The organism is Paraburkholderia sp. ZP32-5 (assembly GCF_021390495.1).
In the GTDB taxonomy this organism is placed as follows: Bacteria; Pseudomonadota; Gammaproteobacteria; order Burkholderiales; family Burkholderiaceae; genus Paraburkholderia.
The window spans coordinates 3562026-3574931 of the sequence record NZ_JAJEJP010000001.1 but is presented as its reverse complement, the minus strand read 5'-3'; the positions used below and the strand labels follow the sequence as shown (position 1 = coordinate 3574931).

The window sequence follows — 12906 nt, the reverse complement described above, 5'->3', positions numbered from 1 at the left end:
TTCTTGCCAAGGAGATCAAGATGAAGGTTAAAAAAGCTGCGCTGCTGCTCGCGACTCTCGGACTGTTTACGGTCGGCGCGCATGCGCAAGACTCGGGCACGCTGAAAAAGATCAAGGACACCGGCGTGATTGCGCTGGGCCACCGCGAATCGTCGATTCCGTTCTCGTATTACGACGACAAGCAGAACGTGATCGGCTACTCGCAGGAATTCGCGATGAAGGTGGTCGATGCGGTCAAGCAGAAACTGAACATGCCGAACCTGAAGGTGAAGATGGTTCCGGTCACGTCGCAAAACCGCATTCCGCTCGTGCAGAACGGCACGGTCGACATCGAATGCGGCTCCACCACCAATAACCTCGAACGCCAGCAGCAGGCCGCCTTCACGAACACGATCTTCGTGATCGGTACGCGCCTGATGACCAAGAAGGATTCCGGCATCAAGGATTTCCCGGATCTGAAGGGCAAGACGGTCGTCACGACCGCCGGCACTACGTCCGAGCGCCTGCTTCGCAAGATGAACCAGGACAAGAACATGGGCATGAACATCATCAGCGCGAAGGACCACGGCGAATCGTTCCTGACGCTGTCGACGGGCCGCGCGGCCGCGTTCATGATGGACGACGCGCTGCTCGCGGGCGAACGTGCGAAGTCGAACAATCCGAACGATTTCGTGATCGTCGGCACGCCGCAATCGCGTGAAGCGTATGGCTGCATGCTGCGCAAGAACGATCCGGAGTTCAAGAAGGTCGCCGACGACGCGATCGCGAAGGTGCAGACTTCCGGCGAAGGCGACACGATCTACAAGCGCTGGTTCGAATCGCCGATTCCGCCGAAGGGCCTGAACCTGAACTTCCCGATGAGCGACGACATGAAGGCCCTGTTCAAGAACCCGAATGACAAGGCAATCGACTAAACCTGATAGCAGCCTTTCGACACTTTCGAAACGCTGAACGAAACGGAAGGGGCCACGTGCTTCTTCCGTTTCTTTTTGCTGGAGTCTTGGTCATGTCATATCACTGGAACTGGGGCATTCTGCTGAGTCCCGTCTCCACGGGCGAGCCGACCACCTATCTTGGCTGGCTGCTGTCGGGGCTGTGGGTGACGGTCACCGTGTCGCTGTCGGCGTGGGTGATCGCGCTGATCGTCGGCTCGCTGTTCGGCGTGCTGCGCACGGTGCCGAACAAGTGGGCGTCGGGCATCGGCACCGTCTACGTCGCGATCTTCCGCAATATTCCGCTGATCGTGCAATTCTTCGTCTGGTATCTGGTGGTGCCGGAGCTGCTGCCCGCTTCGATCGGCAACTGGTTCAAGCAGCTGCCGCCGGGTGCGCAGTTCTTCTCGTCGTCGATCATCTGTCTCGGGCTCTTCACCGCCGCGCGCGTCTGCGAGCAGGTGCGCTCGGGCATCAACGCGCTGCCGCGCGGCCAGCGAGCCGCGGGTCTCGCGGTGGGCTTCACGCAATGGCAGACCTATCGCTACGTGCTGCTGCCGGTCGCCTACCGGATCATCGTGCCGCCGCTCACCTCCGAGTTCCTGAATATCTTCAAGAACTCCGCGGTCGCCTCGACGATCGGTCTGCTCGACCTGTCCGCTCAGGCGCGTCAGCTGGTCGACTACACGTCGCAGACGTATGAGTCGTTCATCGCGGTCACGATCGCGTACATGATGATCAACCTGATCGTGATGCAACTGATGCGTTGGGTCGAATCGCGAACCCGGCTGCCCGGCTATATCGGAGGCAAGTGATGCATCATTTCGACTGGAGCGGTATTCCGGCCGCGCTGCCTACGCTGTGGACCGGCGCCATCATCACGTTCAAGATCACGCTGATCGCGATCGTGTTCGGCATCGTCTGGGGCACCATACTCGCGTTGCTCCGGCTGTCGTCGATCAAGCCTCTCGAGTGGTTCGCGAAGTTGTACGTGACGATCTTCCGTTCGATCCCGCTCGTGATGGTGCTGCTGTGGTTCTTCCTGATCGTGCCGCAAGTGCTGCAAAACGTGCTCGGTCTGTCGGCGGATATCGACATCCGGCTGGCGTCGGCGATGGTTGCGTTCTCGCTGTTCGAGGCCGCGTACTATTCGGAGATCATCCGCGCCGGCATTCAGGCGGTGCCGCGCGGCCAGGTCAACGCGGCGTTCGCGCTCGGCATGACCTATTCCCAGGCAATGCGCCTGATCGTGCTGCCGCAGGCGTTCCGCGCGATGGTGCCGCTGCTGCTCACGCAGGGTATCGTGCTGTTTCAGGACACCTCGCTCGTCTATGTGATCAGTCTTGCCGACTTCTTCCGCACCGCCACGAATATTGGCGATCGTGACGGCACGAATGTCGAGATGGTACTGTTCGCGGGCGCGGTGTATTTCGTGATCTGCGTGATCGCGTCGAGCCTCGTCAAAGGTCTTCAGAAAAAGGTCGCAAGATGATCTCTATCAAGAATGTTTCGAAGTGGTACGGCCAGTTCCAGGTACTGACCGACTGCACGACGGAAGTCAAAAAGGGCGAAGTGGTGGTGGTGTGCGGGCCGTCGGGTTCGGGCAAATCCACACTGATCAAGACCGTCAACGGGCTCGAGCCGTTCCAGAAGGGCGAGATCGTGATCAACGGCGAATCGCTGACGGACAAGAAAACCAATCTGTCGAAGCTGCGCTCGAAGGTCGGCATGGTGTTCCAGCACTTCGAGCTGTTCCCGCATCTGTCGATCGTGCAGAACCTGACGCTCGCGCAGATCAAGGTGCTCGGCCGCTCGAACGACGAGGCGACCGCGAAGGGGCTGAAGCTGCTCGATCGCGTGGGCCTGCGCGCACATGCGGACAAGTATCCGGGGCAGTTGTCGGGCGGTCAGCAGCAGCGCGTGGCGATTGCGCGCGCGCTGTCGATGGACCCGATCGCGATGCTGTTCGACGAGCCGACTTCCGCGCTCGATCCGGAGATGATCAACGAAGTGCTCGACGTGATGGTCGAACTGGCGCAGGAAGGCATGACGATGATGTGCGTCACGCACGAAATGGGCTTTGCGAAGAAGGTCGCGCACCGCGTGATCTTCATGGACAAGGGCTTGATCGTGGAAGACGACCGCAAGGAAGACTTCTTCGCGAATCCGAAGTCGGATCGCGCGAAGGACTTTCTGGCGAAGATCCTGCACTGAGGTACTGATGGTTCGCGGGCCTGGCTTGTCGCCTGGCTCGCACGTTGGACGCAAAAAAGCCGCTCTTTTGGAGCGGCTTTTTCGTTGGTGGCGCCTGTTTTTCGACGGGCGACAGGTATTGCTGTGGCGCTTGCCCGCTTACGACTCGAAGGCGGCTGCGTCGTCGGCGGCTTCGAGGTCGGCTTCGCTATCGGCCGGGATCATGGCCGCGTGGGTGCCGACTCGCTGCGCGCCGCCCGATGCGGCGATCGTCGTGGCCGACGCCGATGCATCGAGCGCCGGATTGCGCAACTTCTCGAGCACCGACGCCGGCACCGGTACGTTGGCGCGGCCGATCACCTCGCCATGCTGGAACATCAGCAGGTCGCCCGGTGCGAACGCGGTCCACACTTCGTTGTCGGTCAGCGGCTTGGTCGCGATCACCGCGACGCGGTCTTCCGGCGTCGTGTACTTGGCGAAATCGATCGATACATCCGCGTCGACCAGATGCGCGGTCGAAAACGGCCAGCGCCTCACCAGGTAGTGCAGATGCGTCGAGCAATGCGCGAACAGCGCCTGGCCATTCGACATCAGGAAGTTGAACACGCCGTACTGCGTGATGTCGCGTGTCAGCGATTCGAGCGCGGTGAACAGCTCTTCGAGAGGTGGCTGCTGTGCGCCGGGAAATGCCTTGCGCAAGCCTTCCAATAGCGCGCAGAACGCGAGTTCGCTGTCGGTCGTGCCGACCGCCTGATAGACGCCGGTCAATTCAGGCGCATACGCTTGCAGGTCGCCGTTGTGCGCGAAGATCCAGTGACGCCCCCACAATTCGCGCATGAACGGGTGGCAGTTTTCGAGCAGGATATGTCCCTGCGTCGCCTTGCGGATATGCGCGATCGTGTTCTTCGATTTGATCGGGTAGCGCTTGACCATCTCCGCGATCGGCGAGGTGGCCGACGATTGATGATCGATAAAGAGACGGCAGGCTTTGTCTTCGAAGAAAGCGATACCCCAGCCGTCGGCGTGGTGATCGGTGACGCCGCCGCGCGCCGCAAAGCCGGTGAATGAGAACGTGACGTCCGTCGGCGCGGCGCAGTTCATTCCGAGAAGTTGGCACATGTTGCTGGTGAGCCTGTGAACGGAACGAGCCGTTACAATGATGATTTTCCAAGCATATCACCGAGCCGAAGCCGCCAAATAGCAAAATTGACGTGTGTTTAAGCCGCAACAGCGCGGTTTGACCGGGTCGATTGGCTGTGCGCGCAAAGTCTCGTTCCCCTTGCCATGACCGCTAACATTTCCCCCGATTCCATCACGCTCGTCCGTCCGGACGACTGGCATCTGCACGTGCGCGACGGCGCGATGCTGGCGGCCGTGCTGCCCGATACCGCTCGCCAGTTCGGCCGCGCGATCATCATGCCGAACCTGAAGCCGCCGGTCACGACGACCGCGATGGCGCAGGCGTATCGCGAGCGCATCGTCGCCGCGATTCCGGAAGGCTCGAAGTTCGAACCGCTGATGACGCTGTATTTGACCGACAACACGCCGCCAGACGAAATCCGCCGAGCGCGCGAAAGCGGCTTCGTGCATGCGGTGAAGCTGTACCCGGCGGGCGCGACGACGAACTCGGACGCGGGCGTCACCAATCCGATGAAGTGCGCGAAGACCTTCGAAGCGATGCAGGAAGCCGGCATGCCGCTGCTCGTGCACGGCGAGGTCACCGATTCGGACATCGATCTGTTCGATCGCGAGAAGGTCTTCATCGACCGCGTGATGACGCCGCTGCGCCGCGAGTTTCCGGCGCTGAAGGTAGTGTTCGAGCACATCACGACGAAAGACGCGGTCGACTACATCCGCGATGCGGGCGCCGCGCCGGAGCTGCTTGGCGCGACGATCACCGCGCACCATCTGCTGTACAACCGCAACGCGATCTTCCAGGGCGGCATTCGCCCGCATTACTACTGCCTGCCGGTGTTGAAGCGCGAGACGCATCGCGTCGCGCTGGTCGAGGCGGCGACCTCGGGCAATCCGCGTTTCTTCCTCGGCACCGACAGCGCGCCGCATGCCAAGGGACTGAAGGAGCACGCGTGCGGCTGCGCCGGCTGCTATACGGCGCTGCACGCGCTCGAACTCTATACCGAAGCGTTCGACAAAGCCGGTGCGCTTGACAAGCTCGAAGGCTTCGCGAGCTTCTACGGCGCGGACTTCTACGGTTTGCCGCGCAATACGGAGAAGGTCACGCTGCGCCGCGAGCAATGGACTCTGCCGGCGGAACTGCCGGCGGGCGATACGCCGGTCGTGCCGCTGCGTGGCGGTGAGTCGATCGGCTGGCGGATGGTGTGAGGTCGCGGTAAATGCGAGAGCGTGGGGCTGATCGGGGAACTGTCGATGACGCCGCGCGCGATGTGATGCGCGAGGCGGCGTCCGGTGCCGGGCTTGAACTGGCACCGGCGCATGAGGTCACACCCGCAACATTGCGCGAAGCTGCACGCAAAGCAATGCCCAAGACCGAACCCCGTTCGACTTGTGGGCCAACACCGCATGCCACGCGCGAAGAAGTAGTGCAGGCATCGCCGCAATCTGCCTTCGAAGCGATCGACTGGTCGCAGCCCTGGTTCGCGCAACTCACGCCACGCGGTCCGCGTTGGCAGCACGCGGCGCTGGCTGGCTACGCCGAACTGCTCGCCGCAATGAACGCCGATGCCGCACGGATGCGGCAAACCACCGGCCGCGGCGAACCTCTCGCCTTCATCGCACAGGACGATCTGCCGCCGGGCGCTGCGTATGAGGCGCATATCGCGTCGACCGGCTGCGTGCCGACACGCCATAATCTCCACGACTTCTTCAACGGATCGATGTGGTTCGCGTTTCCGCGCATCAAGGCAGCGCTGAATGCGCGACAGTCGGCGGCGCTCGATGTGCTCGGCGTCGGTCCGACGCGCGGCGGCGTGCGCGACATGCTGACCCTCTTCGACGAAAACGCGCTGCTGTTCGCGTGCGCCGATCCGGCATTGAGCGCCGCGCTGCGCGGTTTCGACTGGCGCACGCTGTTCGTCACGCGGCGCGACGCATGGACGCGCAGTTGCGAAGTGCGCTGCTTTGGGCACGCTTTGCTGGAAAAATTGATCGCGCCGTTCAAAGGTTGTACCGGGCATGCATGGATCGTCGATGTGCCCGTCGCGTACTTCGAATGGGACTCCGCCGCGCGCGATGCCTGGCTCGACGAAGCGGTAAGCACGGCGTTGCTGGAAACCTCCGCGCTGACCAGCCGGATGTTTGCGCCGCTGCCCGTGCTCGGCATTCCCGGCTGGTGGTCCGGCAACGAATCACCGGCGTTTTACGACGACGCCACCGTGTTTCGCGCGGGGCGGCGCGAACGTTGAATATCCTGTTGGCTTTTTCTCTCCCTTAAGCCTGAAGCCGGCCGGCCGTGCCGCCGTTCGGTGTTAAAATCCGCGCCAGCAAAGCAGGTCAGGCAGTCGCGGCCTCGGCGGTTTCGGCCAACGAGGGCGAGGAAAGTCCGGACTCCACAGGGCAGGGTGATGGCTAACGGCCATCCGTGGTGACACGCGGAACAGGGCAACAGAAAGCAAACCGCCGATGGCCCGGCGCAAGCCGGGATCAGGTAAGGGTGAAACGGTGCGGTAAGAGCGCACCGCGGCTGTCGCAAGGCAGACCGGCACGGTAACCTCCACCCGGAGCAATTCCAAGTAGGCAGGCGCGCATCTTCGAGATGCAGGACGGGGCCCCCGTCTCGTCTGCGGGTAGGGAGCTTGAGCGCGTCAGTAATGGCGCGCCTAGAGGAATGGCTGCCACGCGCGCCGCGTCTTCGGACGCGGCGCGTGCACAGAATCCGGCTTATCGACTCGCTTTGCCGCTGAATAGAAAAAAGCCGGCGTCCATCGGGACGCCGGCTTTTTTATTTGGGAGGTTCGTCGCGGGCCAGGTTATTGTCCCTGCCGCCGCCGCGCTCAGGTAGCGACGATGTCGAACGAGTGCGTGAGTTCCGCGGTCTTCGCGATCATGATCGACGCGGAGCAGTATTTATCGTGCGACAGATTGATCGCGCGCTCGACGGTGGCCGGATTCAGATTCTTGCCGGTCACGGTGAAGTGAAAGTGGATCTTCGTGAACACCTTCGGATCTTCGCTTGCTCGTTCGGCTTTCAGCGTTACCGAACAGCCGGCGATTTCCTGACGGCTTTTCTTCAGGATCATCACCACGTCGTAGGCGGTGCAGCCGCCGGTGCCGAGCAACACCATTTCCATCGGACGCGGTGCCAGGTTGCGGCCGCCGCCTTCAGGCGCGCCGTCCATTGCAACCAGATGGCCGCTGCCCGTCTCGGCCGCGAATGCCATCCCGTCCTGCCCCATCCAGCTTACTTTGCATTCCATGCTGTCGCTCCACCGCGCATAGCTATTCGAGTCGGCATTGTAGCCCGGGGTTTGACGATCCGTGCGAGACCGGCTCCGTCGCGAAACTATGCACAATGACTGAGTTTGTGCTGCGGCGCGTCATCGATAGGTAATTCGGGATGCCCCTAACGATTTAGGGGTTTTACTCTAGAGGATGTCTGATGTGCATGTGATCGCCGAAAACCTTGATGATTGATCTAGAAGGCATTTTCGTGATTTCAGCGCATGCAACTAATTTGTCACATTATGAAAACTCATTTCGCAATGTAAATATTCTTGCATCGCACAAGGGTGACTTATATAATCGATTTCATTGTTGCAGCAGTTGGGCAACTTCCGCTGTCTCCTCCACCTCCTCCTTTGGTGGATTAAACCCGAACCGCTTGTTCGGGTTTTTTTTCGTCCGCGTTTTGCGTTTGCGTGTCGCTGCATTTCGCCCCATTGCGGCGAACCCATCGCACGTTTTGACTCCCCGACACGATTTCCTTTATAATTCAGGGCTTTTCCGCATCCGCGCCCGCGGAGGAAGAACCAGGGAGAGCCTGCACGCGCCTCGATGCGCACACTACAAGCAGGAAAAAACACATTGGGCGCAGCAATTTTTTTGGATCGATCATGAAGACGTTTTCCGCAAAAGCCCATGAGGTGACGCGCGAATGGTACGTGATTGACGCGACGGATAAGGTTCTCGGGCGTGTCGCCAGCGAAGTGGCACACCGTCTTCGCGGCAAGCACAAGCCTGAATTCACTCCCCACGTCGACACCGGTGATTTCATCATCGTTATCAACGCCGGCAAGCTGAAGGTCACGGGCAACAAGGTTACCGACAAGAAGTACTACCGTCACTCGGGCTACCCGGGCGGTATCTATGAAACGACGTTCGGCAAGATGCAGGAACGCTTCCCGGGCCGCGCGCTCGAGAAGGCGGTCAAAGGCATGCTGCCGAAGGGCCCGCTCGGCTACGCGATGATCAAGAAGCTGAAGGTCTACGCAGACGCAACGCATCCGCATTCGGCGCAACAGCCGAAGGCGCTCGAGATCTAAGGGGAGCCCACATGATCGGTAACTGGAATTACGGCACGGGCCGCCGCAAGAGCGCCGTCGCACGTGTGTTCATCAAGGCAGGCAAGGGCGACATCGTTGTGAACGGCAAGCCCATCGCCGACTACTTCTCGCGCGAAACGTCGCTGATGATCGTGCGCCAGCCGCTGGAACTCACGAACCACGGCACCACGTTCGACATCAAGGTCAACGTGACCGGTGGCGGTGAAACGGGTCAAGCCGGTGCGGTTCGCCACGGCATCACCCGTGCGCTGATGGACTACGACGCAACGCTGAAGCCGCAACTGTCGCACGCTGGCTTCGTGACGCGTGACGCTCGTGAAGTCGAACGTAAGAAGGTCGGCTTCCACAAGGCACGTCGCAGGAAGCAATTCTCGAAGCGTTAATCGTTTCGAGCGCGAACCGGCTTTCCAGCCGGTTTGCAGCGAAAGCCGCCAACGCTTGTGCGAAGGCGGCTTTTTTTATGGTTTATCCGAGTTCGCTAGCGAGCGCTGCGACGAGACGGCGGCAAATCGATGCCCAGCTGTTTCGACGGAAGAACCCATTGATTTTGTGGGCTTCAGCACGATATCCCGATCAGCCCTACAATAGCGGCTAAAGCTTTTTGGAGAGTTCGAATGAACGCAGTCACCGATACCCCCGTGACCGAGATGCCGGCCCCCTTCGTTTTCACCGACGCAGCGGCTGACAAGGTCAAGCAACTGATCGAAGAAGAAGGCAATCCGGAGCTCAAGCTGCGCGTATTCGTGCAGGGCGGCGGCTGCTCGGGCTTTCAGTATGGTTTCACCTTCGACGAAACGACCAACGAAGACGACACCGTGATGAACAAGAGCGGCGTCCAGCTGCTGATCGACTCGATGAGCTACCAGTACCTGGTTGGCGCTGAGATCGACTACAAGGACGACATCAACGGCGCGCAGTTCGTCATCAAGAATCCGAACGCGACGACAACCTGCGGTTGCGGCTCGTCGTTCTCGGTCTAAGCGCAACGGCTGGTCGAATCAATAAAAAACGGGGCTTCGGCCCTGTTTTTTATTGCCCGCTCGCCGCCCGGGATTGCGCGCGGCGACGCAACACCCTTGGCAGCCTACCGCGGATAGATCGCCCCCAATACGCGCTCCGCTGACGCGCCGGTCACGCTCGGCAGATTGCCCGGCAGCCGCGCGATGCAGCGCATCGCGAGCCACGCGAACGCGAGTGGTTCGACTTGGCTTGGCGGCACGCCGAGGGCATCGGTCGTCATCACGGGCACACCGCTCACGCCGCTGTCTTCAAGCGCCTGCTGCAACGCCTTCATGATTTCCGGATTGCGCGCGCCGCCGCCGCAGACGTACACCGCGCGCGCGTCGGACGCATGCCGCTCGATTTCGCGTGCGACCGTTACCGCGGTGAGCGCAACGAGTGTCGCTTGCACGTCGGCGGCAGCGACGCCGGCGAACGGCCCAAGCTTCGCGTCGAGCCAGTCGGTGTTGAACAGATCGCGGCCCGTGCTTTTCGGCGGCTGCTCCGAGAAGAACGGCTCGTCGAGCAACGCGTTCAGCAACTCGCGATTCACGCTGCCGCTCGCCGCGAAATGGCCGTTTTCGTCGAACGGCTTGCCGAGATGACGCTCGGCCCACGCATCGAGTAACGCGTTCGCCGGCCCGCAGTCGAAGCCGCGCACGCCGCCAGTCGCGTTCAGGATCGTGATATTGCTGATGCCGCCGAGATTGCAGACCACACGCGTTTCGTTCTTCGCGCCGAATATCGTCGCGTGGAACGCGGGCACGAGCGGGGCACCCTGGCCGCCGGCGGCGACATCACGGCTGCGAAAATCGGCGACCACGTCGATATGCGTCATTTCCGCAAGCAGCGCCGGATTGTTGATCTGCCGCGTGTAGCCCTTTTCCGGCCGATGTCGCACGGTCTGCCCATGCACGCCGATCGCACGGACGTCCTCGGCCGCCACGCGGCTATCCCGCAGCAGATCGTGGCAGCACACGGTATAGCGCGTCGCGAGCGCGTTGGCGGCCAGCGCCTCGCGCTCGATCTCGTTGTCGCCCGGTTGCTGGAGCGCGAAGAGCGCCTCCCGGACACCGGCCGAAAAGCCGACGAACGCCTCGGCCAGCACTTCCGGTGGCTTCCCTTCAGCGAACCGGACGGCCACGCCGTCCACGCCATCCATGCTGGTGCCCGACATCAACCCGAAATAAATGCCGTCTGCGGGGTCTTGCATCACGTCGCTGCTCCTGTCGATGTTCATTGCGATTCGTTGTAGCAGATTATCGATGCAAGCGTCGCTGAAGATAAGCTGATCGCCACCGCCGCCCGTACCGGACGCATGAAAATCCCACGCCGTCAGCCGGCCCGAGTCGCGTCAGTGGGCGCGGCCGCGCGCATCTATGGGACAATCCTGTTTTTTCGCGACTTCACGTTTCCAGCATGAGCACCGAGTCCACCAAGCCCACCCCCGCGTTTCCGATCACCGACGAAGTCCGTCATGCCCTCGCTGTCACCAAACGCGGTGTCGACGAACTGCTGATCGAAGACGAATTTGCGCAAAAGCTCGCGAGGAGCGCGGCTACGTCCAAGCCGCTGCGCATCAAGCTTGGGCTCGATCCGACCGCGCCCGATATCCACATCGGCCACACGGTCGTGCTCAACAAGATGCGCCAGTTGCAGGACCTCGGCCACACGGTGATTTTTCTGATCGGCGATTTCACATCGCTGATCGGCGACCCTTCCGGCCGTAACGCGACCCGCCCGCCGCTCACGCGCGAGCAGATCGAATCGAACGCGAAGACCTATTTCGAACAGGCCGCGCTCGTGCTCGATCGCGACAAGACCGAGATACGCTACAACAGCGAATGGTCGATGCCGCTCGGCGCAGACGGCATGATCAAGCTCGCGTCGCGCTACACGGTCGCGCGGATTCTCGAACGCGAGGACTTCACGAAGCGCTTCCAGGGCGGCGTGCCGATTTCGATCCACGAATTCCTGTATCCGCTGATGCAAGGCTATGACTCGGTCGCGCTGAACGCGGACCTCGAGCTCGGTGGCACGGATCAGAAGTTCAACCTGCTGGTCGGCCGCGAGCTGCAGAAGCAATACGGCCAGGAACAGCAGTGCATCCTGACGATGCCGCTGCTCGAAGGGCTCGACGGCGTCGAGAAGATGTCGAAGTCGAAGAACAACTACATCGGGATCAGCGAAAAGCCGACCGACATGTTCGGCAAGCTGATGAGCATTTCCGACACGCTGATGTGGCGTTACTTCGAGCTGCTGTCGTTCCGTCCGATGGACGAGATCGCCGGCTTCAAAAAGCAAATCGAGGCGGGCCGCAATCCGCGCGATTTCAAGGTGATGCTGGGTCAGGAAATCGTCGCGCGCTTCCACTCGCAGGCGGACGCCGAGCGCGCGCTCGAGGACTTCAATCATCGCGCGAAGGGCGGTGTGCCCGACGATATCCCGACGGTGACGCTCGCCGGCGCGCCGCTCGCGATCGGCCAGTTGCTGAAGCAGGCGAACCTCGTGCCGTCGACGAGCGAAGCGCTGCGCAATATCGAGCAGGGTGGCGTGAAGATCGATGGCACGACGGTGTCCGACAAGGGCCTGAAGGTCGAAGCAGGCGAGTACGTCGTGCAGGTCGGCAAGCGCCGCTTTGCGCGCGTGACGCTGACGGCTTGAGCATCGCGTGACGATGACGAACGCGATCACCCTTGAGCGCGCGGCACTTCCGGAGTCGAGTCGATGATCGCGCTGATCCAGCGTGTGCGGCGCGCCGAAGTGCGTGTCGTGGACGGTGAAAATGAGCGCGTGACCGGCGCGATCGACTCGGGCCTGCTTGCGCTCGTCTGCGCGGAGCGCGGCGATACCGAGGCCGCTGCCGACCGCCTGCTCGCGAAGGTGCTCGGCTATCGCGTATTCAGCGACGCGGCCGGCAAGATGAACCTGTCGGTGCAGAATCTCGACGGCGCCGGGCGCGCGGGCGGCTTGCTGCTCGTGTCGCAATTCACGCTCGCGGCCGATACCAACAGCGGCCTGCGCCCGAGCTTCACGCCCGCCGCGCCGCCCGACGAGGGCAAGCGCCTGTTCGACTACTTCGTCGCGGCCGCGCGCGCGAAGCATCCGATCGTCGAGACAGGCGAGTTCGGCGCGGACATGCAGGTGTCGCTCGTCAACGACGGGCCCGTCACGTTCTGGTTGCGGACCAACGCCTGAGCTTCCCCAGCTTTTCAGGCCATACCATACGCGGCGCCCCGACACCTTTGGCACGCCGCCGGCTAGGCGTGCATCCGAGCTGCCGCAGCATCGACCTCCCGAGG

15 protein-coding genes and 1 other RNA gene are annotated in these 12906 nt (G+C 61.8%); 13 read left to right on the top strand and 3 right to left on the bottom strand.

The window, feature by feature from the left end; all coding sequences use genetic code 11:
• Window positions 1-20 precede the first annotated feature (20 nt).
• The 4 genes from L0U82_RS15475 (at window position 21) to L0U82_RS15460 (ending at window position 3146) form a co-directional block, all read left to right on the top strand.
• A complete protein-coding gene (locus L0U82_RS15475) occupies window positions 21-914 on the top strand; it encodes a glutamate/aspartate ABC transporter substrate-binding protein (protein ID WP_233832068.1) in 894 nt (297 codons plus the stop codon).
• Between the two features lie 92 nt (window positions 915-1006).
• Window positions 1007-1747, top strand: a complete 741-nt coding sequence (locus tag L0U82_RS15470) for an amino acid ABC transporter permease (RefSeq protein WP_233832066.1) — start codon at window positions 1007-1009, stop codon at window positions 1745-1747.
• Entirely contained in the window at window positions 1747-2424 is a 678-nt protein-coding gene (gene gltK / locus L0U82_RS15465) for a glutamate/aspartate ABC transporter permease GltK (protein WP_233832064.1), read from the top strand. Before L0U82_RS15470 ends, gltK begins: the two co-directional genes overlap by 1 nt.
• Window positions 2421-3146: an amino acid ABC transporter ATP-binding protein gene (locus L0U82_RS15460; protein WP_233832062.1), complete on the top strand. Its 726-nt coding sequence runs from the start codon at window positions 2421-2423 to the stop codon at window positions 3144-3146. The genes gltK and L0U82_RS15460 overlap by 4 nt, the downstream gene beginning before the upstream one ends.
• Window positions 3147-3284: 138 nt before the next feature.
• Here L0U82_RS15460 and L0U82_RS15455 read toward each other — a convergent pair whose 3' ends face one another.
• Window positions 3285-4244: a class II glutamine amidotransferase gene (locus tag L0U82_RS15455; RefSeq protein WP_233832060.1), complete on the bottom strand. Its 960-nt coding sequence runs from the start codon at window positions 4242-4244 to the stop codon at window positions 3285-3287.
• Window positions 4245-4409: 165 nt separating this feature from the next.
• On the opposite strand from L0U82_RS15455, the gene pyrC reads away from it, so the two are divergent.
• The 3 genes from pyrC (at window position 4410) to rnpB (ending at window position 7002) form a co-directional block, all read left to right on the top strand.
• Window positions 4410-5468 (top strand): dihydroorotase, encoded by a 1059-nt coding sequence (pyrC, locus tag L0U82_RS15450; RefSeq protein WP_233832059.1) that lies wholly within the window; start codon window positions 4410-4412, stop codon window positions 5466-5468.
• Between the two features lie 11 nt (window positions 5469-5479).
• Window positions 5480-6508, top strand: a complete 1029-nt coding sequence (locus L0U82_RS15445; RefSeq protein ID WP_442793621.1) for a DUF3025 domain-containing protein — start codon at window positions 5480-5482, stop codon at window positions 6506-6508.
• 80 nt (window positions 6509-6588) lie between these two features.
• Window positions 6589-7002: RNase P RNA component class A (gene rnpB / locus L0U82_RS15440), an RNA gene on the top strand.
• Between the two features lie 94 nt (window positions 7003-7096).
• Here rnpB and L0U82_RS15435 read toward each other — a convergent pair.
• Window positions 7097-7519, bottom strand: coding sequence for an OsmC family protein (locus tag L0U82_RS15435; RefSeq protein WP_233832057.1), 423 nt, complete (start codon window positions 7517-7519; stop codon window positions 7097-7099).
• A 209-nt stretch (window positions 7520-7728) separates the two neighbouring features.
• On the opposite strand from L0U82_RS15435, the gene L0U82_RS15430 reads away from it, so the two are divergent.
• From L0U82_RS15430 to erpA, 4 genes are all read left to right on the top strand, one after another.
• Window positions 7729-8184 carry a hypothetical protein gene (locus tag L0U82_RS15430; RefSeq protein WP_233832056.1) on the top strand — a complete coding sequence of 152 codons (456 nt, stop codon included), beginning with the start codon at window positions 7729-7731 and terminating at the stop codon, window positions 8182-8184.
• Entirely contained in the window at window positions 8156-8584 is a 429-nt protein-coding gene (gene rplM / locus L0U82_RS15425; protein ID WP_013090508.1) for a 50S ribosomal protein L13, read from the top strand. Before L0U82_RS15430 ends, rplM begins: the two co-directional genes overlap by 29 nt.
• Window positions 8585-8595: 11 nt before the next feature.
• On the top strand, window positions 8596-8988 hold the full coding sequence (gene rpsI / locus L0U82_RS15420; RefSeq protein WP_085487754.1) for a 30S ribosomal protein S9: 393 nt from the start codon (window positions 8596-8598) through the stop codon (window positions 8986-8988).
• A 231-nt stretch (window positions 8989-9219) separates the two neighbouring features.
• Window positions 9220-9585 carry an iron-sulfur cluster insertion protein ErpA gene (gene erpA / locus L0U82_RS15415; protein WP_233832055.1) on the top strand — a complete coding sequence of 122 codons (366 nt, stop codon included), beginning with the start codon at window positions 9220-9222 and terminating at the stop codon, window positions 9583-9585.
• Window positions 9586-9689: 104 nt separating this feature from the next.
• Here erpA and L0U82_RS15410 read toward each other — a convergent pair whose 3' ends face one another.
• Window positions 9690-10820 (bottom strand): anhydro-N-acetylmuramic acid kinase, encoded by a 1131-nt coding sequence (locus L0U82_RS15410; RefSeq protein ID WP_233833297.1) that lies wholly within the window; start codon window positions 10818-10820, stop codon window positions 9690-9692.
• A gap of 203 nt (window positions 10821-11023) precedes the next feature.
• On the opposite strand from L0U82_RS15410, the gene tyrS reads away from it, so the two are divergent.
• Entirely contained in the window at window positions 11024-12268 is a 1245-nt protein-coding gene (gene tyrS / locus L0U82_RS15405; protein WP_233832054.1) for a tyrosine--tRNA ligase, read from the top strand.
• Between the two features lie 63 nt (window positions 12269-12331).
• On the top strand, window positions 12332-12802 hold the full coding sequence (gene dtd, locus L0U82_RS15400; protein ID WP_233832053.1) for a D-aminoacyl-tRNA deacylase: 471 nt from the start codon (window positions 12332-12334) through the stop codon (window positions 12800-12802).
• Window positions 12803-12906 lie beyond the last annotated feature (104 nt).